Annotated in this window: 23 protein-coding genes; 16 read left to right on the plus strand and 7 right to left on the minus strand. The window is 66.1% G+C overall.

Annotation, left to right across the window (positions count from 1 at the left end; translation table 11 throughout):
• Positions 1 to 40: 40 nt before the first annotated feature.
• Entirely contained in the window at positions 41 to 1,180 is a 1,140-nt protein-coding gene (locus OG474_RS26845; RefSeq protein WP_405056341.1) for a serpin family protein, read from the plus strand.
• On the opposite strand, the gene OG474_RS26850 is transcribed toward OG474_RS26845, so the two are convergent.
• Entirely contained in the window at positions 1,164 to 1,703 is a 540-nt protein-coding gene (locus tag OG474_RS26850) for a TetR/AcrR family transcriptional regulator (RefSeq protein ID WP_405056342.1), read from the minus strand. The genes OG474_RS26845 and OG474_RS26850 overlap by 17 nt on opposite strands.
• Positions 1,700 to 2,116, minus strand: coding sequence for an SRPBCC family protein (locus OG474_RS26855; RefSeq protein WP_405056343.1), 417 nt, complete (start codon positions 2,114 to 2,116; stop codon positions 1,700 to 1,702). Before OG474_RS26855 ends, OG474_RS26850 begins: the two co-directional genes overlap by 4 nt.
• A 67-nt stretch (positions 2,117 to 2,183) precedes the next feature.
• Here OG474_RS26855 and OG474_RS26860 point away from each other — a divergent pair, with 67 nt between their 5' ends.
• The 10 genes from OG474_RS26860 (at position 2,184) to OG474_RS26905 (ending at position 17,848) form a co-directional block, all read left to right on the plus strand.
• Positions 2,184 to 2,363 (plus strand): hypothetical protein, encoded by a 180-nt coding sequence (locus OG474_RS26860; protein WP_405056344.1) that lies wholly within the window; start codon positions 2,184 to 2,186, stop codon positions 2,361 to 2,363.
• Between the two features lie 5 nt (positions 2,364 to 2,368).
• Positions 2,369 to 3,025, plus strand: coding sequence for a PhzF family phenazine biosynthesis protein (locus OG474_RS26865; RefSeq protein ID WP_405056345.1), 657 nt, complete (start codon positions 2,369 to 2,371; stop codon positions 3,023 to 3,025).
• A 190-nt stretch (positions 3,026 to 3,215) separates the two neighbouring features.
• Positions 3,216 to 6,692, plus strand: coding sequence for a LamG-like jellyroll fold domain-containing protein (locus OG474_RS26870; protein WP_405056346.1), 3,477 nt, complete (start codon positions 3,216 to 3,218; stop codon positions 6,690 to 6,692).
• Positions 6,692 to 13,006: an RHS repeat-associated core domain-containing protein gene (locus tag OG474_RS26875; protein ID WP_405056347.1), complete on the plus strand. Its 6,315-nt coding sequence runs from the start codon at positions 6,692 to 6,694 to the stop codon at positions 13,004 to 13,006. Before OG474_RS26870 ends, OG474_RS26875 begins: the two co-directional genes overlap by 1 nt.
• Before the next feature lie 225 nt (positions 13,007 to 13,231).
• On the plus strand, positions 13,232 to 13,711 hold the full coding sequence (locus OG474_RS26880) for a hypothetical protein (protein ID WP_405056348.1): 480 nt from the start codon (positions 13,232 to 13,234) through the stop codon (positions 13,709 to 13,711).
• 128 nt (positions 13,712 to 13,839) lie between these two features.
• Positions 13,840 to 14,682 carry a nitrilase-related carbon-nitrogen hydrolase gene (locus tag OG474_RS26885; RefSeq protein ID WP_405056349.1) on the plus strand — a complete coding sequence of 281 codons (843 nt, stop codon included), beginning with the start codon at positions 13,840 to 13,842 and terminating at the stop codon, positions 14,680 to 14,682.
• 9 nt (positions 14,683 to 14,691) lie between these two features.
• On the plus strand, positions 14,692 to 16,098 hold the full coding sequence (hydA, locus tag OG474_RS26890; RefSeq protein WP_405056350.1) for a dihydropyrimidinase: 1,407 nt from the start codon (positions 14,692 to 14,694) through the stop codon (positions 16,096 to 16,098).
• A 12-nt stretch (positions 16,099 to 16,110) separates the two neighbouring features.
• Entirely contained in the window at positions 16,111 to 17,106 is a 996-nt protein-coding gene (locus OG474_RS26895; RefSeq protein WP_405056351.1) for a TIGR03842 family LLM class F420-dependent oxidoreductase, read from the plus strand.
• A 41-nt stretch (positions 17,107 to 17,147) separates the two neighbouring features.
• Entirely contained in the window at positions 17,148 to 17,516 is a 369-nt protein-coding gene (locus OG474_RS26900; RefSeq protein ID WP_405056352.1) for a type II toxin-antitoxin system RelE/ParE family toxin, read from the plus strand.
• Positions 17,513 to 17,848, plus strand: a complete 336-nt coding sequence (locus OG474_RS26905) for a helix-turn-helix domain-containing protein (protein WP_405056353.1) — start codon at positions 17,513 to 17,515, stop codon at positions 17,846 to 17,848. The genes OG474_RS26900 and OG474_RS26905 overlap by 4 nt, the downstream gene beginning before the upstream one ends.
• Positions 17,849 to 17,863: 15 nt before the next feature.
• On the opposite strand, the gene OG474_RS26910 is transcribed toward OG474_RS26905, so the two are convergent.
• From OG474_RS26910 to OG474_RS26920, 3 genes are all read right to left on the minus strand, one after another.
• Positions 17,864 to 18,268 (minus strand): cytidine deaminase family protein, encoded by a 405-nt coding sequence (locus OG474_RS26910; RefSeq protein ID WP_405056354.1) that lies wholly within the window; start codon positions 18,266 to 18,268, stop codon positions 17,864 to 17,866.
• The gene (locus OG474_RS26915) at positions 18,268 to 19,536 is read right to left on the minus strand and encodes an ABC transporter substrate-binding protein (RefSeq protein WP_405056355.1); all 1,269 of its coding nucleotides are present in this window, start codon (positions 19,534 to 19,536) and stop codon (positions 18,268 to 18,270) included. Before OG474_RS26915 ends, OG474_RS26910 begins: the two co-directional genes overlap by 1 nt.
• Positions 19,537 to 19,628: 92 nt before the next feature.
• The gene (locus OG474_RS26920) at positions 19,629 to 20,699 is read right to left on the minus strand and encodes a carbohydrate kinase family protein (protein ID WP_405056356.1); all 1,071 of its coding nucleotides are present in this window, start codon (positions 20,697 to 20,699) and stop codon (positions 19,629 to 19,631) included.
• A 107-nt stretch (positions 20,700 to 20,806) separates the two neighbouring features.
• Here OG474_RS26920 and OG474_RS26925 point away from each other — a divergent pair, with 107 nt between their 5' ends.
• Entirely contained in the window at positions 20,807 to 21,214 is a 408-nt protein-coding gene (locus tag OG474_RS26925; RefSeq protein ID WP_405056357.1) for a hypothetical protein, read from the plus strand.
• On the plus strand, positions 21,207 to 21,371 hold the full coding sequence (locus OG474_RS26930; protein WP_405056358.1) for a hypothetical protein: 165 nt from the start codon (positions 21,207 to 21,209) through the stop codon (positions 21,369 to 21,371). The genes OG474_RS26925 and OG474_RS26930 overlap by 8 nt, the downstream gene beginning before the upstream one ends.
• A gap of 17 nt (positions 21,372 to 21,388) precedes the next feature.
• On the opposite strand, the gene OG474_RS26935 is transcribed toward OG474_RS26930, so the two are convergent.
• Both OG474_RS26935 and OG474_RS26940 read right to left on the minus strand, forming a co-directional pair.
• Entirely contained in the window at positions 21,389 to 21,826 is a 438-nt protein-coding gene (locus OG474_RS26935) for a PIN domain-containing protein (protein WP_405056359.1), read from the minus strand.
• Positions 21,823 to 22,032, minus strand: a complete 210-nt coding sequence (locus OG474_RS26940) for a type II toxin-antitoxin system VapB family antitoxin (RefSeq protein WP_405056360.1) — start codon at positions 22,030 to 22,032, stop codon at positions 21,823 to 21,825. The genes OG474_RS26935 and OG474_RS26940 overlap by 4 nt, the downstream gene beginning before the upstream one ends.
• Positions 22,033 to 22,231: 199 nt before the next feature.
• On the opposite strand from OG474_RS26940, the gene ftsE reads away from it, so the two are divergent.
• The 3 genes from ftsE (at position 22,232) to OG474_RS26955 (ending at position 25,381) form a co-directional block, all read left to right on the plus strand.
• Complete coding sequence (ftsE, locus tag OG474_RS26945; RefSeq protein ID WP_405056361.1) at positions 22,232 to 22,921, plus strand: cell division ATP-binding protein FtsE; 690 nt, start codon at positions 22,232 to 22,234, stop codon at positions 22,919 to 22,921.
• 44 nt (positions 22,922 to 22,965) lie between these two features.
• Positions 22,966 to 23,877 (plus strand): permease-like cell division protein FtsX, encoded by a 912-nt coding sequence (gene ftsX / locus OG474_RS26950; protein WP_405056362.1) that lies wholly within the window; start codon positions 22,966 to 22,968, stop codon positions 23,875 to 23,877.
• Positions 23,878 to 23,947: 70 nt separating this feature from the next.
• Complete coding sequence (locus tag OG474_RS26955; RefSeq protein ID WP_405056363.1) at positions 23,948 to 25,381, plus strand: M23 family metallopeptidase; 1,434 nt, start codon at positions 23,948 to 23,950, stop codon at positions 25,379 to 25,381.
• The last annotated feature ends 16 nt before the right edge of the window (positions 25,382 to 25,397 follow it).

Below are 25,397 nucleotides of genomic sequence, written 5' to 3' on the forward strand. Positions count from 1 at the left end.
GTCCTGGGCCCGATTGGGCTTTACATGGCAGGGTGGAGGTATGGATGCCGACGTCGTGCGTGCAGTGAACGACCTCACCGGCCGCTGGGCCCGCAGCCTGGCGCCGGGGAACTCCGTCGTCTCCGGGCTCGGCCTGTGGCCGCTGCTGGCGATCCTCGCCACGGCTGCCGACGAACCGGGGCGCGCTGAGCTGGCGGCGGCCGCCCAGGTGGACGCGGTCGACGGGTCACGGCTTGCCGCTGGGCTGATCTCGGTGCTGGATGAGTCGGCCGACCTGCATGCGGCGCTGGGTGTCTGGGTGAGCGAGCAGCTCAAGCTGGCCGAGTCGTTCGGCGACGTCGTACCGGCTCCGGTGGTCGGCATGCTCACCGGTCAGCGCGCGGTCGACAAGCCGAAGCTCGACGCCTGGGCGGCCGAACACACCGACGGCCTGATCCGTGAGATGCCGGTCGAGATCGATCCGAACGTGATGCTCGTGCTCGCCTCCGCGCTCTGCCTGCGCACGACCTGGGTCCGCCCGTTCACCGAGCAGATCAAGCACCTTCAGGGCGACTGGGCGGGCTCCTGGCACTGGCTCGAGCGGACCGACACCGACCTCGACTCCGTACGCCGGTACGACGATCTGACCGTGATCACGGTCCGTGGTGACGCCGATGTCGACGTACTGCTCGGGGTTGGTTCCGGTGATGTGATCGGCGGACTGCTCGACGCGGCGGGTCGCCCGGCGGACGGCGTACCGGGTAGTGCGTTGATCGACGGGTCTGGGGACTTGGCGCCTGGGGTGCGCCTTGCGAAGACGACGAATGCGCGGCCGGATGTGCGGTTGTCGCTGCCGTCGTTCCAGGTCGAGGTCGAGCACGATCTGACCGAGTCCGCGGAGCTGTTCGGGTTGTCGGCGGTGATGTCGGATCCCGGGGCGCGCGGTCACTTCAGTGCGATCAGCCCGGCGCCGCTGGCGATCGGGCAGGCCAAGCAGAAGGTGCTCGCGCGGTTCTTCGCCACCGGGTTCGAGGCCGCGGCCGTGACCTCGATGGCGATGACGCGGGCCGCGATGGCGACTCGCCAGTCCCGCCGGCTGGACGTCGTACTGGATCGTCCCTTCGCTTTTGCCGCTGTCCTGCGGGAGTCGCGGCTGCCGATCGTGGCCGGCTGGATCGAGTCGCCTACCGAGGCAGGCTGAACAGCTGGTTGAGCAATTTTGATGCCTCGTCGACACCTGCCTTGTCACCTGTCAGGAGCAGGTCGAACAGTAATCCGCGAGACGCGGCCAGTCCGAGTCGCGCATAGTTCGGCGCCTCCTCCGCGGGGATGCCGGCCTTGATGCACAGGGCAACCAGTGGTGGCAGCCAGACGTTGATCAGGTCCGCCTTCAATGCTGTTGTGTGCGGTCGATCCTGCATCGCGTGCGCGGAAAGCTCGAAGAACAAGGGCCCGTAGATCATCGTTGCCTCGGTCACCTTTCGCCAGAACTGCTCGGACTGCTCGGCGATCGGCAGATCCGTCAGCTCCTGGAGCAGATCGCGCTGCTGCTGCTCGACCGTCCGGACCACCTCGGCCAGCAGTCCCTCGCGGGACCCGAAGTGGTAGATCAGCATCCGGTGGCTGGTGCCGATACCCGCCGCGATCGTGCGCAGGCTCGCGTCGCCGATCCCGTGCTTCGCGAAGTGCTCGACGGCGTCGGTGAGTAGCGCGTCCCGGCTCACCGCTCCGCAGTTTCCTTCAGCTTCTCCGCCTCGGTCGCGATGTAGCGCCGCGTCAGCCCGGCGTACAACTTGCCGAACAGCCATCCCAGCGGCCCCTCCTGAATGATCGTCGCGGTCGCGACCGTGCCTTCCGGCGTACTGACGACCCGGTGACCGCCTGTCGTCTTGATGCCGGGAGCTGTGGAGATCCATTCGAAGTACGTGCCCTCGTCGAGCTCGGTCACCTCCCACACCGCCACCGGCAGCTTCGGCTGCCGGATCCGCGTCCGCGCCCCGACCCGGATCCGCCCCTCGTCGAGCCGCTCCACGCTCTCGATCGTCGGCGTCCACTCCGGCCACCGCTCGACATCGCTGAACACCGCCCAGACCCGCTCGGCCGGTGCCTGGATGGTAATTTCGTGATCAAATCGCATGTACCAAATGGTACATCCGAGCGTTGATGAGTGCTCCCACACCCTTGGACAGGTATGGTCAGGGGCCATGGCAGACCAAAACATCCCCGAGAACGAGCTGGACCCGGGCGCGAACACCCAGATGTTCAAGGCTTTCGTCAGCGAGACCCAGCCCGCGGCCGAGCCCAAGTTCAACGGCCGCGTCCTCGCCGTCGTCGGCGCCGCCGTCCTCCTGGTGATCGTCGTCGTGCTCATCGCAGTCCTCTGACCGGAGTGCCTCCGGTTGACGTCGTCCGGGTCTTCACCGACCCCGACGGCAACTTCGGCAACCCCTTGGGCATCGTCGCCGGCCACCTCGTCCCCTCCGCCGCCGACCGGCAGGCCTTGGCCGCCGACCTCGGCTACAGCGAGACCGTGTACGTCGACGATCCGGCAAGCGGCACGATCCGCATCTACACCGCCACCGGCGAGATGCCCTTCGCCGGCCACCCGACCGTCGGTGTTGCCTGGTGGCTTCGCTCTGAAGGCTTCTCGGTGCCGGTGTTGCGCTGCCCGGTCGGCGAGATCCCGGTCACCTTCGACGGCGACCTCGTCTCCGTCCGCGCCGACACCACTTGGGGCAGCACCTGGGACTGGATTGAATTGACCACTCCGGCCGATGTCCTGGCTGCCCGTCCGGCTGACTACTCCGCCGGTCATACCTACCTCTGGTCCTGGCTCTCCGAACCAGCCGGCGCTATCCGCGCCCGAGCCTTCGCCCCTGCCATGGGCGCCCCCGAAGACGAAGCCACCGGCTCGGCCGCCACCCAGCTGACCGCACGCCTGGGCCGCGACCTCCACATCGTCCAGGGCCTCGGCTCGCACCTCCACACCACCCACCTCCCGCCGGCCCACGCAACGGTCGGCGGCCGGGTTGTATGGGTCAAATAGCGCTCTGACCTGCGCAAACACCAAGGCCTGGAAATTCGCCAGGCACTTCTGCAAGGTCTGTCACAAGCTGCAATTTCGTTGACCCGATAGGTAGGCGGCGGTCAGTCTTGCACCGCCCTCGGCTGTCCACCGAGTGGTGCGCCTCGGGGGAGGTTCGCGCTTTCAGCGGTCTTCTTTTCAGGGGTGAGGAATGTCGTCCAATCGGTTGTCCCTGCGCGCTTTCGCGCGCCCGATCAGCATCCTTTCGATCACATCGGTACTAGCCGCGAGTCTCGCGGCTCTTCCGATCCTCGCGCAGGCGAAGCCGGAGGTCGCGCCGTCCTCGGCCCGGACCGCGGCCGACGCCTCGCGACTGGCTGCCAAGTTCAACACCTCGGTGGAGGTGGAGGAAAAGACGACGCCGTACGCACGGACCCTCGCCACCCCGCAAGGCACCCTAAAGGCCGAGATCTCGAACGCGCCGGTTCGAGTGCGGAACAACGGCGCCTGGACCGCCATCGACACCACCCTGGCGGCTCGCTCCGACGGAATGATCGCGCCCAAGGCGGCGACGACCGACGTCGCGTTCTCTGGCGGCGGTAAGGGCCCGCTCGCCCGGTTCACCCAGGACGACGGGATCTTCGAGCTCAAGGCACCCTGGTTGCTCCCGGCACCTACTTTGTCCGGTTCGAAGGCGACGTACGCCGCGGTCCTGCCCGGCGTCGATCTCGTCGTCGACGCCACCGACGGCAGCTTCAGCTACAACCTGGTCGTCCAGAACCGCGAGGCTGCCGCCAATCCGGCGCTGCGCAGCCTGACCTTCCCCGTCACCGCCACGAACCTCTTCCTCCGCACTACCGAGCCCGGCCGCCCGTCGTACGTCGACCGGGACGGGCGGGAGGTCTTCACCGTCGGTGAGTCGATGATGTGGGACTCCGCCGGTACCAACGCCAAGACCAAGCCGATCGCTGCTGCGGCCGTCGAGCGAGGACCGGTGGGGCAGGCCCATCGCGCGTCGATGTCGTTCTCTGCGGGCAAGCAGGGCCTGACGGTCACGCCGGACCAGAAGTTGCTGACCGATGCCGGCACGGTGTTCCCCGTCGTCATCGACCCGACGATCAGGTCGACCGACCGCACCGGCTGGACCGCTGTCTGGGAGAGCCAACCGACCACTTCGTTCTGGAAGACCACTCATACCCTCGGGGCCGGTAACGAGGACTTCAGCGAGCACAAGATCGTCCGGTCGTTCTTCCAGTTCGACGTCGCTGCCTTCACCGGCAAGAAGATCATCAAGGCGTCGTTGGGGACCTTCGAGGTCCACTCCGCCAGTTGCGCCGCCCGCTCGGTGACCGTGTCGCGGACCGCAGCCGTCGGGCCGGCGACGACGTGGAACAAGCAGCCGGCCGTCCAAGCCGCCGTCGCCACCAGGACCGTCGCCAATGGCTGGAGCGCGAGCTGTCCGGCCGCCGGTGTCGATTTCGTCGTGACAGATTCGATCCAATACACCTCGAAGGGCAACGGCAAGATCGCGACCTTCCGCCTGAGCGCGACCGACGAGAATGACGAGATCTCCTGGAAGCAGTTCAACAGCACCGGCCAGCTGACGATCGAATACGCGGCGCTGCCGCTGCCGGCGTACGGGGTCGGAGTGGCAACGGACACCGATCTGGCCTCTCCGTGCGCGCCGTCGACCGACCCGACCATTGTGGCGTCGCTGCAGCCGCAGGTCTCAGCTCGGGGCAAGGTCGGCGTCGGTGATGCACAGGCCAACATCGTGGTGCAGTTCCAGATCGTCAGCCCGTCGCAGGTGCACCAGGAGTTCCAGAACGGAGGAACTGTCCGGCCCGGCGTTCTGGTGACGCTGAAGGCGAAGACGGCCCTGACCAGCGGCGTTATGTACACCTACCGCGCCCGCACGCTGTACGCGATCCCCGGTGGAACGCTGGTGTCGGAGTGGTCGCCGTCCTGCTACTTCAAGGTCGACATGACACCGCCCCCGAAGCCTGTCATCACTGCCAAGTACAACGGGACGACGTTGACCGACTGTCTCACCAGTGCGACCCCCGACGAATGCCCCGAGGTGGTCCCGCTCGGCGCCAAGGTGACCTACACGATCTCGTCCAGCAGTTCTGACGTGGTGGCCCTCAGCTATGGCTTCAACGGCAAGATGACTCGCGTCAACGGCCGTTCGGTGACCGTGAATCTGCTCACCCCAGGTCGGACTCTGATGACGCTGGGCGCAGTCAGCCACGACGCTGCCTCCTTTACCAGCAGGACGCAGTACCACCGGATCAACGTCGGTGCGGGCTTGCCGCCCTCCGGGTCGTGGGACTTCGACGAAGGATCCGGTACGACGGCGGGCGACTCCTCGGGTAACAACCGCAACCTGGCGCTGACCGGCACCCAGTTCGACGACGCCGGGCGGGTCGCGGGCTCGCTGACCTTCGACGGCAACAGCGCCGGTGACAACCGGGCTACCGCGCCGGACCCGGTGGTGGACACCTCCCAGAACTTCACCATCGCCGCATGGGTCCGCCCGACCGTCGCGCAGGACACCGGAGTCGTCGCACTGACCGGGACGCAGGCGTACGGCGGCCTGCTCCGTTACTCAGCCGGCAACAACCGATGGGCGTTCATCCAGAATGTGAGTGACTCCAGCACGGCCGGTCAGGCCCGGGTGGACTCGCTGGCTCCGCCGGTCCTGAACGTGTGGACCCACCTGATGGGTGTCTACGACGCGGCCAACAAGCAGATGTCGCTCTACGTCAACGGTCGACTGCAGGCGACCACGACCTTCACCCACGCCCCATGGAAGGCGACGGGCACGACCGAGGTGGGCTCCTACCGTGTTGCTGCGGCGAAGGGAGTCCTGAACGGCGCGGTCGACAACGTGGAGATCTGGCCCCGCACCGTCTCTCCGGCCGAGGCCAACCTGCTCGCCGACCCGCGCGCCGGCGAGCCGGGCCACGATGCGCAGGTCGCCGCACTCGCGGCCAAGTTCCCGTTCGACAGCGTCGCGCCTCGTCCTAACGGAGTGTGGACGACCGAGGACACCGTCTACGGCCAGGACTACGCTGTCTCGGGCTTCGGCGGCTCCGTGGATCAGTCGTCGGCCATCATCGAGGACCCCGACCGCGGCAACGTTCTCGCCGCGACCGGAACTGCGTCAGAACTCCTTGCCGTCAACCGTCCACTGGTCGACGCGACGGCAAGCTTCACGGCGACCCTGTGGGTCAAGGTCCAGGATCCGACGAAGAGACAGGTCTTCGTCCGGCAACTGGGAACCGCCAAGGATTCCTGGCGGATCGAGTACCGGCCGACCAAGGACGATGACGCCGAATGGGTCTTCAGCCGGGCCACGAGCAACTCGTCCGCCGGCACCTATGTCGAGGCGACCAGGCCGACCAGCCAGACGACGGCGGGCGATTGGACGGCTCTCGCGGCCGAGTACGACGCGGTCCTCGACGAGATGACCCTGCTGATCACCGACCGCTCCGGCGAAGGCGGAACCAAGTCCTTCAAGACGCCGTTCCAGGGCACCGCGATGATCGTCGCCAGGCCGGACGATACCGACACCGACTACGCACCCCTCAATGCCTATCTGGACGACCTGCGTGTCTACAGCGGCGTCGTACCGCAACGCCAGCTCTGCATCGAATTCGGCGGCGACCCGACGGAGTGCTCCTGATGAAACGATCCCTGCGCATCATGCGAACCCGAGCGCTCCCGGTCCTGACAGTCCTGTCGCTGATGGCGACACTGGTGTTCGTCGGATCGACCGGGCCGGCCGAGGCCCGAGACACCGGGAACATCCCGAGTCGGCCGAAGACGGTCAAGACGAAGAGCACCGACGTCAAGGACGTGCCCCCGATCGCGCCGCCGGCCGAGTCCGCTGACATGAAGCAGGCTGTCGCCAAGACGGCCGACTTCGCGAAGCGGCCGGTGAACTGGCCGTCAGGTCATCGGCGCGTGGTCGCCGCCAGTCCGGCGGCCGCGACCGCCGGACTGGTGTCGGCCCGGTCGGCCAAGGCCGCCGGAAAGGCAGTCGACCTCGACTTCCTCGATCAGACGGCAAGCACACGCGCCGGTGTCAGCGGCGTACTGGTCAAGGCGAAGGCTGCGGCGAAGTCCGACGTACAGCTGACCTTCGACTACTCCGGCTACGAGAGCGCCTACGGGGCTGATTGGGGATCGCGGCTTGAGATCGTCGCGCTTCCGGCCTGCATCCTGACGACGCCCAGTGCCCCGGGCTGCTCGACGAGTACCCCGCTGAAGACACAGAACGATGTCTCCAAGAAGACGGTCACAGCGACTGCTCCCCTTGGCGCGCAGCAGTCTGTCCTCGCGGTCACCGCCGGCTCGGAGTCGAGCAGCGGCGACTATGCGGCGACAGGGCTGTCGGCAGCCTCCAGCTGGTCCGGTGGGGCATCGAGCGGCGACTTCACCTGGTCCTACCCACTCCGGATGCCTCCCGCCGCGGCAGGGCCGACGCCGAGCCTGGAGTTCCAGTACTCCGCCCAGTCGGTCGACGGACGCACCTCGTCCACGAACAACCAGGTCTCGTGGGTTGGTGAGGGCTTCGAGTTGTCGGAGTCGTACATCGAGCGCAAGTACACAAGTTGTGATCAGGACGGGAAGACCGGCAAGTTCGACCAGTGCTGGAAGTACGACAACGCGACGATCGCCTTGAACGGCAAGGCCAGCGAGCTGGTCCGGGTCTCCGGCGGGGACATCGGCGCGAGCACCTGGAAGCTCAAGAACGACGACGGCTCGAAGGTCGAGAAGGTCATCGGCACCGAGGACAACGGTGACGCCCTGAAGGAGTACTGGAAGGTCACGACGACCGACGGGACTCAGTACTACTTCGGCAAGCACAAGCTGAAGCCGACGATGACCGAGCTGACGAACTCGGTCTACACCGTTCCGGTCTACGGTGACGACGTGGGCGAGCCTTGCCACACCTCAGCCGGCGGCTGCACCCTCGGTTGGCGGTGGAATCTCGACTACGTGGTGGATCTGCACGGCAACGCGATGTCGTACTGGTACACGAAGGAACTCAACAAGTACGCGAAGAACGGTGTGGCTTCGCCCGGTACGTCCTACGTCAGGGGCGGCTACCTCGAGCGGATCGACTACGGTCTGCGGGACGCGTCGCTGTCCGACACCACGCTGGCACCGCAGCAGGTCGTCTTCACGACCGCCGAGCGCTGCCTCTCGAACTGTTCGGTGCTGAACGCGACGACCAAGAGCAATTGGCCGGACGTCCCGTTCGACCAGATCTGCGAAGGTACGGCGGCCTGCACCAACAAGCTGTCACCGACCTTCTTCACCCGCAAGCGTCTGCTCCAGATTCAGACGCGGGTCCTGAAGAGTACGACCTACCAGGCCGTTGACTCCTATCAGACCAACCTGACCTTCCCGTCGACCGGTGACAACAGCACCGGCAAGGCGATGTGGCTCAACAGCATCGCGCATGACGGTGTGGCGGGGACGGCCCTCAGCGTTCCGGACGTCATCTTCAAGGCCGTCGGTCTCGAGAACCGCGTCGACACCGGCAACGACGGACTGAACGGACTGGTCCGCTACCGGATCAGTGAGATCAACACCGAGACCGGCGCCAAGGTGATGGTGAACTACGCCGGGCGCGAGTGCACCTCGGCGGAGAAGCCGGACAAGGACACCAACACCAAACGCTGCTATCCCGTGAAGTGGACGCCGCCGCACGAGGACGAGCGGCTCGACTGGTTCCACAAGTACGTGCTGGACAACGTGGTGACGTCCGATCCGACCGGTAACGGCGCGACGATGATGACGCAGTACCTGTATTCCGGGGGAGGCGCCTGGCATTACCAGGAGTCGCCTCTGGTGAAGGACGAGGACAAGACCTGGTCGGACTGGCGTGGGTACAGCCTGGTCACGACCTACACCGGCGATCCCGCGGACACGACATCGCCGCGGAGCCGGTCGGTCATGAAGTACTTCCGCGGCATGGACGGCGACAAGCTCGAGGGCACGGAGGCGGTCAAGAACGTCGACGTCACAGACACCGCAGGCAGCGTCCGGGCCGATGCGCCCGCGTTGGCCGGAAACCAGCGCGAGCAGGTCGACTACCAGAACGCCACCTCGAACAACGAGGTCTCCGGCGTCATCACCGACTACGTCATCACCCAGAAGGCAGCACAGACCGTGCCCGGCGGGACGTTGAAGGCGACCTTCGTCGGCGTCTCGGCCACGCAGAGCCGGGTGGCTCGTGACGGCGGTCGTCCGGACCAGGTCAGTACGACGGCGACGCAGTACGACCCGGACAACAACCTCCCGATGAAGGTGACCGACTTCGGCGACGCGACCAAGACCGACGAGACCTGCACGATCACCAACTACCTCAAGAACACTGCCACCTGGCTGATCGCTCTTCCGATCCGCATCGTGACCTCCGCCGGCGCCTGTGACGCCGGTTCGCCCAATCCGCCGGAGGATCGTGCTCTCTCGGACGTGCGCACGTTCTACGACGGCAAGGACTACGGCGTCGCAACGCTGGGTGACGCCACGACGGTCCAGCGGCTGCATCATTACACGGCCGGTCTGCCGGTCTACCAGAACACTGGGTCCAAGGCGTACGACACACTTGGCCGCGCGACCTCTTCGACCGACGCGCTCGGACGGGTAACCACCACCGCCTACACTCCGGCGGCGATCGGTCCGCTGACGCAGACCGTGATGAAGCAGCCCACGGTCAACAACTTCAGCGGTACGCCGGTCAACTTCACCACGACTACGACGTACCGTCCCGAGTGGAGTGTGCCGTCAAAGACAGTCGATGCCAACGAGAGGGTCACTGAGCTGGCGTACGACGCTCTCGGGCGGCTGACCAGTGTGTGGTTGCCGATCCAGGCTCCTGCGATATCGAAACCAGCCAGCCTCAAGTACACGTACACGATCTCGAACACCGCGGCGTCGACAGTCCGCACCGATGCGCTCAACGTCGAGGCGAACGGGTACAACACGTCGTACCAACTGTTCGACTCCATGTTGCGGGCGCGGCAGACACAGTCCCCGGCCGCCGATGGTGGGCGCGTCATCAGCGAAACACGCTATGACTCGCGGGGACTCGCGAAGTACGAGAACTCGGGGATCTGGAACGAGTCCGCGCCGGCTGGCACGCTGGTCGCGATTCCGAACGCATCCTTTCCGACGCAAACCTTCAGCGAGTACGACGGTTCCGGCCGCACTGTGAAGTCGACCTTCATGAGCAGGCTGCAGGCGAGGTGGTCGACCAACACTGTCTACGGCGGTGACATCACCACAGTGCTGCCACCGGCCGGAAGTCCCGCGACGGCGACTGTGACCGACGCACATGGACAGATCGTCGAGCGGCGTGAGTTCAAGGGCAACACCGCCACGGGTACGCCGGACACCACGAAGTACACCTACGACCTGGCCGGCCGGCTGACGCGGATGGATGGCGCGGGCGGCGTGTGGACGAACAAGTACGACCTCCGTGGCCGGAAGATCGAGAGCACAGACCCGGACGCCGGCAAGTCGACGTCGACGTACGACGAGGCCGATCGGCTGGTCTCGACCACCGACTCGGGCGGCACCACCCTGACGACGACGTACGACGCCTTGGACCGCAAGACGGGTCTGTACAAGGGCAGCGTTCTCGCCGACAACCTGCTGGCGGACTGGCGATACGACAAGACCGACCTGCTGGGTCAGCTGGCCGAGTCGGCCAGCTACACGACGGGCAAATCGGGTCCGGCGTACCGGACGATGATCAACACCCGGAACGTGTCGTACCTGCCGACCCAGGTCACTCGGGTGATCCCCTCGGCGGAGGGCCCCGAGCTCGACGGCAGTTACTGGACCAACTACACCTACAAGCCCGACGGAAAGACGCCCTGGAAGGACTCGTACACGGGCGGGGGCGGGTTCAGCGGCGAGGACGTCGAGTACGAGTACAACGCGGTCGGGCTGCCGACCAAGATGCACAGCGCCACGACGTACGTGAACGGGACCGAGTACAACCCGTTCGGTGACATCACGAAGATCATGCTCGGCTCGGCCTTCGACATGGAGATCAACAATCTCTACGAGGACGACACCCGTCGGCTGGCCCGCACCACATCGGGCAAGGCCAAGACCTTCTCCGACCACCTCTACACCTACGACCCGACCGGCAACGTCCTCAAGGACCAGAACCTGGTCGACGGCGGTGACACCCAGTGCTTCGACTACGACGGTCAGCGCCGGGTCACCGAGGCCTGGACTCCTGCCGGCAGCGACTGCGCACCGGCTCCGAGCGCGACAGGTCTGGGCGGCGTGGCGCCGTACTGGCAGTCATGGACCTACACGCCGATCGGCCTACGCAAGACGCAGGTCGACCACTCGACCGCAGGCAACCTGACCAGCACCTACAACTACAACACCGACCGGCCCCACACCCTGGCGAACGTGACGCAGACCGGTGCCGGTGCCGGCCCGACGAAGACCTACGACTACGACACTCGCGGCAACACCACTGTTCGCCCCGACCAGACGCTGCTCTGGAGCCCGCAGGGCAAGCTGACCAAACTGTCCGGAGCAACCGGCGACACCAACTATGTCTACGACGCGGACGGCGCACTGCTGATCCGCCGCAGCCCGACCGCAACGACCCTGTTCCTGGGTGAGCTCGAGCTCACCCTCGACAAGGCCACCCACAAGGTCCTCGGCAAGCGTCAGTACAACTACGCCGGCCAGACGATCGGCGTCCGCTCCGCGAACGGCACCGCCACCTCCGACATGTCCTGGTTGATCCCGGACTACCACGGGACTTCGCAAGTAGCCGTCGACACCGTCACCCAGGTAGCAGCCAAGCGCTACGCCAAACCCTTCGGTGACCCCCGTGGGGCGAGTCCCACAACCTGGCCGGACAATCACGGCTTCCTGGGAAAGCCGGAAGACAAGGTCACCGGTCTGACCACGGTCGGGGCCCGCGAGTACGACCCCACCATCGGTCGCTTCATCAGCGTCGACCCCCTGCTGGACCTTGCCGATCCCCAGCAAATGCTCGGCTACACCTACGCCAACGACAACCCTGTGTCCGGCTCCGACCCGACCGGCTTGAAGAACCAGGACGACGGCGGCGGCCAAACCCCAGCCGGCACCCCATCCCAAGGCGGCGGGGGCACAGGTAAGGGCAACTCGGGGAAGGGCGGCGGTACAGGCAACGGCGGTACCGGCAAGGGCAACGGGGGCAACGGCAACGGCGGCACCGGCAAGAAGAACGGCGGCACGAACTCCGCCGACGACCAGACCGCCAAAGCAATCCGCTACGCCCAGCACGGCTACACCCCCGGCCTGGTCAAAGCGATCTCGCCACTCCGCGACCTGCCGCCCTTCAACCTGACCGAGTCGCAGGTGGGCCACGCCCTGCTGGACGTCTGCGGCTTCGCCGGCCGCTGGGGGCCGGCCTGCGACACCGCCAACGGAATCTGGTACGCAGCGGATGGCGACAAGGAGAACGCGCTGTGGAGTTTCATCGGGTCTCCTCCGCTCCTCGGCGATCTTGCGATGGCCGGAAGGCTTCTGGGGAAGACGGAGAAGGCCGTCGACGAGGCCGAAGATGCCTCGAAGGTGGTCAAACTGACCTCGAACGCCAAGGGCAAGCTCGGTGAGGAATACAGCGCCGCCGCAGCCGTCGCTCGCGGTGAGACGGTCGTCGGGCGAGATGTCGGCCTGACGTTCAAGGTGGCCGGCAAGGATGTCACCATCCATGCTGACGTGTTGAGTCTGACGCCAGAAGGTCAGTTCGTGTACATCGAATCCAAGTATTCGCCCCAGGCGCCATTCACGAAAAATCAGAAAAAAGTTGTTCCGAAATTGGTTCAGTCGGGCGAGGACGGTCTGACCGCCACGGTCACGACCCGACTCGGCGGAAGTGACCTGCGACCGGGTCAGCGAATCAATGTGATCTTCCAGGGCGACGTTTGGAACTCCGGCCCGAGGTTGTACGGCCGCTAGAGCAGGTCCGGCCGGCGCGACGATGTGGGGACGTGTGGTGCGCGTCCCCACATCGGACCAGCATCCGGACCAACATGGTTGTGGAATAATCCGAGCCGGACGTCCGGCAGTTCGTCATGGGAGGATGCCTTGCCATTACGTCGAGAACTGGCTTCGCTTTTCGTCTCAGCGGGGTGGCGGAAGGTCAATGACGTCTTGCGGTTGGATGTCGACGAGGAGTGGTCCATGGTGGCTGCCCTCGGGCCACTGAACAGGCGTGACGACGTGGCGGTCGGCCTCGGCATTCGGTCCGAAGCCATCGAGCGGCTCGTGTCTGACCTGACAGGCCTCGAGAATATGCCCTATGTGTCGTCCGTCGGAGCAAATCTAGGATATGTCCTGGGTGGCGACTTTCGAACCTGGTCGCTTCCGGAATCAACTCCGGCAGAGATTTACCAGCAGGCGATTCGTGGCTTTGAGGTGCTGCGACCATTCATGTCGATGGAGCGGGCTTCGGACGCCTTTTTGGCCGTTCCGGCGGCAGCCGCGAACCCGTCGGCAAACTACGTCATGGTTGCCATTGAATTGTTGCGCGGCAGACGAGAGCCGCTCGCCGCTCAGTTGCAGGCGGCGGAAAAGGTCTATTGCCGCCGGGACGACGAAGTGTGTGCGGATTTTCGTGCGTTCGAGGCCAGAGCCCGCGCGCGCTTCCCGCAGTCGATGTAACCGCCGGCCGATGGCGACGGTTGCTCGTTGGCGCGCCGCAGTGGGACGAGTGGGTCCCTAGGAGACATCCGTTGACTCTCTCGGGGCGCGGATGGAGGATGGGGCCTCGGCGACTTCGGGAGGTTTCGGTGGCGGAGGTTGTGCGGGCGGCGCTGGTGCAGACGTCTTGGACTGGGGACAAAGAGTCCATGATCAAGGCGCATGAGGAGTATGCGCGGCAGGCTGCTGAGGCGGGGGCGAAGGTTATTTGCTTCCAGGAACTTTTCTATGGGCCTTACTTCTGTCAGCTGCAGGATCCGAAGTTCTACGAGTACGCCGAGAGTGTGCCGGGGCCTACGACCGAGCGGTTCCAGGCGCTGGCGGAAGAGCTTGGCTTGGTGATGGTGCTTCCGATGTACGAGCAGGAGCAGCCGGGGGTGTTGTACAACACGGCTGCGGTGATCGATGCTGACGGCAAGTACTTGGGGAAGTACCGGAAGAACCATATTCCGCAGGTGAAGGGGTTCTGGGAGAAGTTCTACTTCCGGCCGGGGAACCTGGGGTATCCGGTGTTCGACACCGCGGTGGGCCGTATTGGCGTGTACATCTGTTACGACCGGCATTTCCCGGAGGGGTGGCGGGCGCTGGGGCTTGCGGGGGCGAAGATCGTGTTCAATCCGTCGGCGACGAGCCGCGGGTTGTCGGCGTACCTGTGGCAGTTGGAGCAGCCGGCGAGCGCGGTGGCCAACGAGTACTTCATCGGCGCGATCAACCGGGTCGGGATCGAGTCCGACTACGGGGACAACGACTTCTACGGTACGTCGTACTTCGTGGATCCGGAGGGGAAGTTCGTGGGGGAGGTCGGGCACGACCATGACCCCGAACTGATCATCAGGGATCTGGACCTCGGACTGCTGGACACGGTGCGGGACCGGTGGCAGTTCTACCGGGATCGCCGGCCGGACGCCTACGGGGATCTGACGAAGCCGTAGGGGGTAGAGATGACGTTGCTGGTCAAGGGCGGGACGGTCATCGGGCCGACCGGGTCACAACAAGCCGATGTCCTCGTGCAGGGGGAGAAGATCGTTGCCCTGCTCGATCCGTCGTTCAGCGCGACGATCACGCCGGACGAGGTGGTCGATGCCTCCGGCAAGTATGTGATTCCGGGCGGGATCGACGCGCATACGCACATGCAGATGCCGTTCGGCGGTACGTCGGCCAGTGACACGTTCGACACGGGGACCCGGGCGGCGGCGTACGGGGGAACGACGACGATCATCGACTTCGCCATCCAGCGGACCGGTGAGGTGGTGCAGGACGGGCTCGCGGCCTGGCACGAGAAGGCCGGCGGCAACTGTCATATCGACTACGCGTTCCACATGATTCTCGGCGGGGTCGACAACGACGCGCTGAAGGCCATGGATCAGCTCACCCGGGACGAGGGGATCACGAGCTTCAAGCTGTTCATGGCGTATCCCGGGGTGTTCTACTCCGACGACGGCCAGATCCTGCGGGCGATGCAGACCGCGCGGGAGAACGGCGCGATGATCATGATGCACGCGGAGAACGGTCCCGCGATCGACGTACTGGTGCAGCAGGCGTTGTCGCGCGGCGAGACCGATCCGATCTATCACGGCATCACCCGGCCGGCCGCATTGGAGGCCGAGGCAACGAATCGCGCGATCATGCTGGCGGAGGTCGCGAAGGACTGCCCGCTCTACATCGTGCATCTGTCCGCGAGTCAGGCGCTGGCCAGGGTTGCCGAGGCGCGGGACAACGGGCGCAACGTTTTCGCGGAGACCTGCCCGCAGTATCTGTACCTGACGCTGGAGGACCAGCTGGGCGCGCCTGGGTTCGAGGGTGCGAAGTGGGTCTGCAGCACTCCGTTGCGCAGCAAGCACGAGGGGCATGCGAAGGACCTGTGGAAAGGGCTCCGGAGCAACGATCTGGCGATGGTGTCGACGGATCACTGCCCGTTCTGCATGAAGGATCAGAAGGAGCTCGGGGTCGGCGATTTCTCCAAGATCCCGAACGGGATCGGCGGGGTCGAGCACCGGGTCGACCTGATCTACCAAGGTGTCGTCGACGGGCAGTTGTCGTTGGCGCGCTGGGTCGAGACGATCGCGACCACGCCGGCCCGGATGTTCGGGCTGTATCCGCAGAAGGGGATCGTCGCACCGGGTTCGGATGCGGACATCGTCATCTACGACCCGAACGGGCGGACCCGGATCGGGGTCGAGACGCACCACATGAACATGGACTATTCGGCGTACGAAGGGGTCGAGATCCAGGGCCGGGTGGGCACAGTCATCTCGCGCGGCGAGGTGATCGTGGCTGACGGCAACTACCATGGCCGCAAGGGTCGCGGCCGGTACCTGAAGCGCGGCCTGTCGTCGTACCTGGTGTAGGGGGAGTGGGCTGTGGACTTCGGAGTGGTGTTCCAGTGTGATCCGCCGGCGTCCACGGTGGTGGAGCTGGCGGTCAAGGCGGAGGACGCCGGGTTCGACTACGTGTGGACGTTCGACTCGCATCTGCTGTGGCAGGAGCCGTTCGTCATCTACAGCCAGATCCTGGCCGCGACCCGGCGCGTGATCGTCGGCCCGATGGTGACGAACCCGGGGACGCGCGACTGGACGGTCATCGCGTCACAGTTCGCGACGCTGAACGAGATGTTCGGGAACCGCACGGTCTGTGGGATCGGTCGCGGCGACTCAGCGTTGCGTACGCTCGGTGCCCAGCCCGGAACGATCGCCGAGATGAAGCAGTCGGTCGATGTGATCCGGTCGCTGGCGCGTGGTGAGACCGTGACGTATCGCGGTCAGGAGCTGAAGCTCGGTTGGGTCGAGGACGGCGCGCTCGAGGTCTGGGTGGCGGCGTACGGGCCGAAGGCGCTGGCGGCGACCGGTCAGGTCGGCGACGGGTACATCCTGCAACTCGCCGACCCGGACATCGCCGCGTGGATGATTGCCGCGGTACGGCGCTCCGCGGAGGAGGCCGGCCGGGATCCGGACGCGATCAAGTTCTGCGTGGCCGCGCCGGCGTATGTCGGCGACGACCTCGACCACCAGCGTGAGCAGACCCGCTGGTTCGGTGGGATGGTCGGCAACCACGTCGCTGACATCGTTGCCCGGTACGGCGACGGCGGCGGCGTACCGAAGGCGCTGACCGACTACATCGAGGGCCGCAAGGGCTACGACTACAGCCAGCACGGCCGCGCCGGCAACACCCACACCGACTTCGTCCCCGACGAGGTCGTCGACCGCTTCTGCATCCTCGGCCCGGTCGAGGACCACCTCGCCCGCCTCGAGGAACTCAAGGCACTCGGCGTCGACCAGTTCGCCGTCTACCTCCAGCACGACGCCAAAGAACAAACCCTCGCCGCCTACGGCAAAGACATCATCCCAGCCTTCCCCTGAGCGTTTCTCATCGCTATAATGAATAGGTTATATTGTGTTGTATGAGTTGGACGATCAGACTTCACTCCGTGGTCGAGGCGTGGTACCTGGAACTCTGTGAAGATGATCCGGTGACGGCCGGAGGGATCGAGGACGCTCTCGACCTGCTGGTCATTGAGGGGCCAACAGTTGGTCGGCCGCTGGTCGATCGAGTGAAGGGCAGCCGATACCAGAACATGAAGGAGTTGCGGCCGCCGTCGGCGGGGCCGAGTGAGATTCGGATGCTCTTCGCCTTCGATCCGGCGCGCGAGGCTATCGTTTTGGTCGCCGGCGACAAGTCCGGACGATGGGAAAGCTGGTACCAGACTGCCATTCCGCTGGCGGATGAGCGGTTCGCAGAGCATCTGATCGCGCTGAAGGAGGAGGGATGACGATGGGCGAGTATTCGAACTGGGAGGACGTCAAGGCCAAGGCGAACGCTGCAGACCCGCGAACGCCTGCCGAGCGGGCGGCGGGCAAGCAGGTAGCACGGGAGAGGCGGGAGGCTTACGTCCGTGGCTATCAGCTCGCGGAGATGCGCAAGGCCGCTGGAATCACCCAGGTTCGACTTGCCGAACTCCTGCAGGTCTCCCAGGCGCGGGTATCGAAGATCGAAAGCGGTGAGGTGTCCGGCATCGAGATCATCCGCGCCTATGTCACTGCCTTGGGTGGCACCGTCGACCTCGTGGCGACCCTCGGCGATCGGACCTGGAAGGTCGCCTGATCCGGACTCTCCGCCTCAGGGTTCCCAGTGGTAGGCGCCGGGGAGTAGGTCGGTGGCGAGGACTGAGCGGGGGCCGTCGGCGGTGGGGACGATAACTCGGATCCCTGGGTAGTAGTCGACGAGGACTTGGCGGTCTCGGCCGCAGGGGGCGAAGATGCCGCGGTTTTCGTTGCCTACGGCGACGATGGTGGTGAGGGTGCGGGCGCCGGAGGCTCGGGCGTTGCCCAGGGCAACGAGTTCGGCGCAGGGGCCGCCGGTGAAGTGGTAGAGGTTGATGCCGGCGAACAGGCGGCCGTCGGCGCCGCGGACCGCGGCGCCCATCGTGTGGACGCCGTCGGGGCCGTCGGTGTTCTCCTCGACCGTACGGCGCGCCAACTCGATCAGCGCGTGGTCGTCAGCGGTGAGGGGGTGCAGGTCCATCAGCCGGTGATCCGTTTGAGTTCGGCGTCGACGACGGACCTGACCGCCTTGATCTCGGTGGCCGGGTCGGAGCCAGTGCGGATGATCCGGTTCAAGGCGTCGGAGTACGCCGTACTGGATTTGGGGGACCAGAGGACGGGCGTCTGGGCGTGGCCGTTCTCGTTGACGAACTTCGCGGCGTCGGCGGCCGGGCCGGACTTCAGCTTGTCGGCCTTCTCGACGAGTGACTTGCGGGCCGGGATGTGGAAGCCGTAGGCCTGGGCGAAGTCGAGCTGCTTGTCGGTCTGGTCGACCCAAAGCCACTTGACGAACTTCTTCGCCGCGTCGACGTTCTTCGACTTCGAGCTGACGCAGGCGCCGTACGCGCCGACCGGGACGCTCGGGGCGCCGGTGGTCACGTTCAGCTTCGGCCAGGGGAGTACGCCGAAGTCGTCCTTGAGCGCCTTCTCGATCGCGGGCAGGGTCCACAGGCCGGTGAACTGCATCGCGGTCAGGCCCTGCGTGAACGCCGACGGATCCGACCAGTCGGTGGGCGCGCCGAGCAGCAGCGCCTTCGAGGTGAAGAGCTCGCGGAGCTTCTTCAGGGACTCCGCCGCCAACGGGTCGTCGAAGCCGAACTTGCCGTCCTCGGTGAGGTAATCGAGCCCCGCCGACCACAGGGCCGGCCCGCCGAGGACGCCGACGCCGCCGTCGTTCCCGACGAACAGGCCCTTCACCTTGTCGGTGGTCAGCTTCTTCGCCGCGTCGAGCAGCTCGTCGACCGTCTGCGGAGGCTGGACGCCGGCCGCGCTGAGCAGGCTCTTGCGGTAGACGAGCAGCTGCATGTCGGTGACCTGCGGGATCGCATACAGCTTGCCCTGGTACGACATCCGCTTGATCAGCGACGGCGTGAAATCGGCCGCGGCGTCGCCCGGTACGTCGCTCAGGTCGACCACCTGACCGGCCTTGATCATGTCGATCGTGGGACCGTTGACGTACTCGAACACGTCCGGACCTTGGTCGGTGAGCAGCGTGGTCGACACCTTCTTGTCGTACTCACCCGGCGACCACTCGACCTTCACAGTGGCGTCCGGGTACTCCTTCGCGTACCGCTCGACCGCCTGCTGGGTGCCGGCTTCGCCGTACTGGTGGTACCACTGCGACAGCGCCGGCTTCGTGCCGTCGCCGCCGCTGTTGGGCCGTCCCGAGTTGGAACCGCAGCCGGCCACGGCCAACGCCGCCAGTCCACCGCCGAGCCCCAGCACCTGCCGCCTGCTGAACCCACCCATCACGCCGCCTCCAGAAGCTTTTGGTTCCCCGACCCTACGACCATCGAGGCTCGTACGGCGGGGATTTCCACGGCCTGGTCGAGGCGAAGTACTCAGGCGTCGGAGAGGCGGGCGATGGTGGCGGAGGCGCGGCGGACGATCGGGACCGGGCCGGCCGGCAGGACATCGCCGATGAATGTGTAGTGCTTGAGGATCTCCGGGTCGACATCGCCGGGGCGGTGCCGGCTGTGGTCGCGGACCCAGTCGATGATGTCGCCCCAGCCGGGCGCGGCCAGTGATCCGCCGAAGTGCTGGACGGACAGCCCGGCACACAGGTTGCCGAAGGCGAGGCGGTGCGCGAGCGGCCAGCCGCGGAGGGTGCCGAGGACGAGCGACGCGAGGAAGACATCGCCGGCTCCGGTCGGGTCGTACGACCGCACCGGCAGTGCCGGGATGTGCTCCTCCTCGCCAGTTGCCGAGTCGATAGCCAGTACGCCGTCCGCGCCGTTCGTGACGACTGCCAGCGGGACGCGCTCGGCCAGCTTGTGCAGCGCGGCCTCGGGGGTGTCGGTGCGGGTGTAGGCCATTGCCTCGGCCGCGTTCGGGGTGAAGGCGTGGAAGCCGTCCAGTACGTCGAGGACTGCAGGCGACCACTCGTCGGTCGGGTCCCAGCCGACGTCGCCGAACAGCAGCGCGCCGGACTGCTTCGCCTGCTGGACCCAGTCGGGCAGGTCGTCGGCGACCGGGACGATCGCGGACCGGGTCTTGAGTCCGGGACCGACCAGTTTGCTCGGGTCGCCGGGCGCCTCGTGGGCGTGCGTGACCATGGCCCGGTCCCGGTCGATCGACATCGAGACCGTCACGGGGGAGTGCCAGTGGCCGATCCGCCGTGAGTACGACAGGTCTACGCCTTCCTGGTCGGCCAGGGTCCGCCAGCAGAAGTCGGCGTACACGTCGTCGCCGAAGACGGCGGCCAGGCCGCTGCGCAGCCCGAGCCGGCCGGCGGCGATGGCGAAGTTCGCGACCCCGCCCGGGCACGACCCCATCCCCTCGGCGAAGATCTCGGTCCCGGTGGTCGGCGCGGACTCCAGGCCGGTCATCACGATGTCCAGGAACACCGTCCCCTGGACGAACACGTCGTACGGCTCGGGCTCGTCGATCACGGTGACCTCGTTCCTTGTCATTCTGAGTCGATTCTGGGCCGACCCGCGGAGGGCGCGCGTTCTGTCGGTGCCGGGTGGAATGCTCCTTCGTAACATCATCGACCGGTCAACGGTGCCGAACAGGGGAGATGGCTGATGGTTTGGGGGGTGTGTCGGTGATTCCGGTCTGGATCTCGGTCGTCGGGGTGGTGATGACGGTCCTCAGCCCGCTGCTGGCGCTCGGTGGCGTCGCGCTGGGCGCCTATCTGACCCGCAAGTCCGACCGTGAGCTCGACACCTGGCGGCACCGCGAGGAGACGATGCGGATGGTGCGCTGGGCGGTCGAGCAGATTCTGGACGACGACGAGGCGGGCACCGACGCCGGAGTCGTCACGCTCCGCTCACTGATGCGGTCGGAGCTGTTACAACCGGAGGACTACGACCTGGTCGCGGCCCTCACCGCGGCCGTGGCGATCGACCGCGTCGGTCCGGCCGCGTACGCTGAGATTGCAGACGCCGAGATCGAGGTCGTCGAGGGAGACGGTGAGCATGGCTGAGAAGAAGACCGTCAAGGTCTCCCGCCAAGCAGTGGAGCTGGCCCGCCTGCACGTCGAGGCCGCCCGCCGCGCCGGCCGCAAACCCGACGCCGCCGTAGCCCGCATAGCCGGCGCCCGCCCAGCCCCTAGCCCCGGAGCCACCCCGGCCCCTGCCTAAGGCCGCCGTACCCGCGGTCAGTTCAGACTGCCGCGCGGCGCGATCCACAGCTGCGGCTGGCCGGTCACGGCCGCGATGTGCTCGAAGTCGGAGTCGTAGTGCAGCACCACGGCTCCATGGTGTTCAGCCACCGCTGCCGTCAGGATGTCGACCACGCCGGCGGCGCGTAGCTGGCTGCGAGCTGACATGCGCGACTGCACCTCGCGTGCTCGCTCCGCCACTGCTGCGTTCATCGGCAGATCCACGTACAGAGATCTTCGACGTTCGGTGACCTGCTGGAACTCGGCATGCTTGCGCGCCGAGTAGCCGACCTCCAGGTCGACCGTCACGCAGGTGGCCGCGGCGCGATCCACGATCAGACCGGCAATGACCGAGCGAACCACCTCGTGTTTGCTGCGCGCCAGCGCGGAGGTGTCGACCAGATACAGCTTGCCGACGGTGGTGACAGTGCTCAACGACGCGCGCCGCGCATGACGTCGGGGTCGTCGATGTCTCCTCCGACCCCTAGACCGTACGGGTCGTCCAGAAGTGCTTCGATGCGTTCTCGTCGCCGGGCCACGAATTCCAGTGCCGCGTTGACGGTGTCCTTCTTCGTCACGGTCCCCAACTCCTTCGCAGCCAGCGCCAGCGCATGGTCGTCCAGATCGATCACCGTCTTCATGCCGACGACGGTATGTCTCTGTATATATACGCCGCTACCTCTGTATATACAAATTGATCGAATCGTTGCAGACTGTCGAGGGTGGTCGGCGGCACGCCGGGGAAGGGCTAGGCTGAACGCGGCCGCCTTGGTGGCGTACGGTGCACCTCGTGGTTACCGCTACCCCGCTCCCTGTTCCCGACCACGGCCGGATGAACCCGTGATCCGCTTCGAGAATGTTTCCAAGACGTACGAGGGCCAGACCAAGGCCGCTCTGCTGAACGTCAACGTCGAGATCGAGAAAGGCGAGTTCGTCTTCCTCGTCGGTACCTCCGGGTCCGGCAAGTCGACGTTCCTGCGCCTGGTCCTGCGTGAGTACCGGACGTCCAAGGGTCACATCATGGTGGCCGGCAAGGACCTGAACCGGCTCGCGAGCTGGCGGGTGCCGCAGATGCGGCGGCAGATCGGAACGGTGTTCCAGGACTTCCGGCTGCTGCCGAACAAGACGGTCGCCGAGAACGTCGCGTTCGCGCTGCAGGTGATCGGCAAGCCGCGCCAGCACATCCGGAAGACGGTTCCCGAGGTGCTGGAGCTGGTCGGGCTCGAGGGCAAGCAGGACCGGCTGCCCGACGAGCTGTCCGGCGGTGAGCAGCAGCGGGTCGCGATCGCGCGCGCGTTCGTGAACCGGCCGATGATCCTGATCGCCGACGAGCCCACCGGAAACCTGGACCCGGCGACCTCGGAGGGCATCATGAAGCTGCTCGACCGGATCAACCGGACCGGGACCACCGTCGTGATGGCCACCCACGACGTGTCGATCGTCAACCAGATGCGCAAGCGCGTGATCGAGCTGGAGAACGGTCATGTCGTCCGCGACGAGTCGCGTGGCGTCTACGGCTACCAGCACTGACCGTTGCCCCCGACTCCGGGACCGATCCAGGGACTGACTGAACAATGCGTTTGAACTACATTCTCTCCGACCTCGGCATCGGCCTGAAGCGGAACCTGTCGATGACGATCGCGGTCGTCGTCACGATCTGGGTCTCGCTCGCACTGTTCGGCAGCGCGCTGCTGGCCAACGAGCAGGTCGGGCTGATGAAGGGCAACTGGTACGGGAAGATCCAGATCTCGGTCTTCATGTGCACCAAGGACACCACCGGGCGCGGCTGCTCGGGTGCCGAGGTGACGCAGGACCAGAAGAACCGGATCCGCCAGGCGATCGAGTCGAATCCGGACACCGCGCCCGACGGCGTCTTCGGTGAGTCGAAGAAGGAAGCGTTCGCGCAGTTCCAGAAGCTGTACAAGGACTCGCCGATCGTCTCGACGGTCACGGTCGACCAGATGCAGGAGTCGTACCGGGTCAAGCTCCGCGACCCCAAGCAGTACCAGAACCTGGTCAGCGCGGTGGCCGGCCTGCCCGGCGTCGACAACGTGCAGGACCTGCGGCAGTACCTCGATCCACTGTTCAAGGCCCTCGAAGGCGTCCAGTACGGCGCGTACATCTGTGCCGCGTTGCTGCTGATCGCCGCGCTGATGCAGATCTCGAACACGATCCGGCTGGCGGCGTACGCGCGACGGCGGGAGATCGGGATCATGCGGCTGGTCGGCGCCTCGAACTTCTACATCCAGCTGCCGTTCCTGCTGGAGGCGATCCTGGCCGCGCTGATCGGCGCGGTGCTTGCCTGCGGCACCTTGTGGCTCGGGGTGTACTTCGTGGTGATGCGACGCGCCCAGGAAACCTTCAAGGTCTGGCAGTGGGTCGGCGCGAGTGAAACCTTCCGTGCCACGCTCATCATGGTGATCGTCGGCCTGATCCTCGCCGTGATCCCGACATTCCTGACAACGCGGAAATACCTCAAAGTCTGACCCGGGTGACTTATCGTGCAGGAGAAGTCTCTCTGCACGACAACTGAAACCCAAAGCAAGGGGTCGACCTGTGGTCCCGCACTTCCCCGGTGCAGACCCGCGTGAGCGGGCGAGCATCAAGCGAGACGACAGCACCGGCACCCCGGCCAGACCGCGCCCGCGTTCCAGCACGAGATCGCAGGGGCGGCAGACGGTCGTTGCCGCATGCTGCCTTGTCCTGTCCCTGTCCGCCGGAGCACTGGCGGCGGTTCCGTCCGCACAGGCGGATCCGCCCGATCCAGCCAAGAAGAAGAAGGAACTCGACGCCCAGATCGGCCAGTCCAAGGCCGACCTGGCCGCGGCGTCCGATCAGCTCGGCTCGGCGATCACGGCGTACACCAACGCCGACGCCAAGCTGAAGGTCGTCCAGACCCGGTACGCCGCTGCCCAGGGCCGGCTCGCCGCTGCCAAGGCGGCCGATGTCGTTGCCGCAAGCAAGCTCGCGCAGGCCGAACAGGCGCTCCGGGCGGCAGTCGCCGACGTCGAGGCCGGGATCCAGCAGATCGCGGAGAAACGAGCACTGGCCGGTCGCGCCGTACGGTCGGCGTACCAGCAACAGAACAGTCTGGTCGGGCTCAGCATCGCGCTGCAGGGAGCGTCGCCGTCGGATGTTGCCACCGGCATCCAGGTGCAGCGGAACGTGTTCGGCATCCAGGGCAACGCGATCACCAACCTGAACAACGCGCAGGCACAGTTGGCCAGCAAGCAGGTGAAGGTCGCCGCCGCCGAGCAGTCCGCCGCGGCCGCGCGGGCCGAGTCGGCGCGAACGGTCAAGGAAGTCACCGAGCTGACCCAGCAGGTCGCGGCCGACAAGGCCGAGGCGCAGGCGGTGACGACGGAGAAGCAGGTCCTCTACAAGCGTGCCGAGCGCGAGAAGAACTCCGAGCAGGCGCAGTACAACGCGTTGCTTGCCGAGCGCACCAAGGTCGAGCAGGTCCTGATCGCCCGGGCCCGTGCCGAGAAGGCGGCTGCTGAGCGCCGCAAGGCCGCCCGGGAGAAGGCCGAGCGCGACAAGGCCCGCCGCGAGGGCCGGCCGCCGCGCCCGGTCCCGAACGACCCGGACGACGGTGGCGGGCGGCTGAGCAAGCCGATCGACACCTACATCACGTCGCCGTTCGGGATGCGGTACCACCCGATCCTGCACTACTGGAAGCTGCACGACGGTACCGACTTCGGCGCCGGCTGCGGTACGCCGATCCGTGCCGCGGCGAGTGGTCGCGTCACCGACAAGTACTACAACGGTGGGTACGGGAACCGGTTGTTCGTCTCACACGGAGTGATCGGCGGCTCGTCCGTGACCACCGTCTACAACCACCTGTCCCGCTACAAGGCCAACGTGGGCGACCGTGTCACTCGTGGCGAGATCATCGGGTACGTCGGGACCACCGGGTACTCGACCGGCTGCCACCTGCACTTCATGGTCTACCAGGACGGTCGGGTGGTTAATCCGATGAAGTGGTTGTAGCTGGTCTGAGATACTG

It is taken from the genome of Kribbella sp. NBC_01505 (genome assembly GCF_045040285.1).
GTDB lineage: Bacteria > Actinomycetota > Actinomycetes > Propionibacteriales > Kribbellaceae > Kribbella.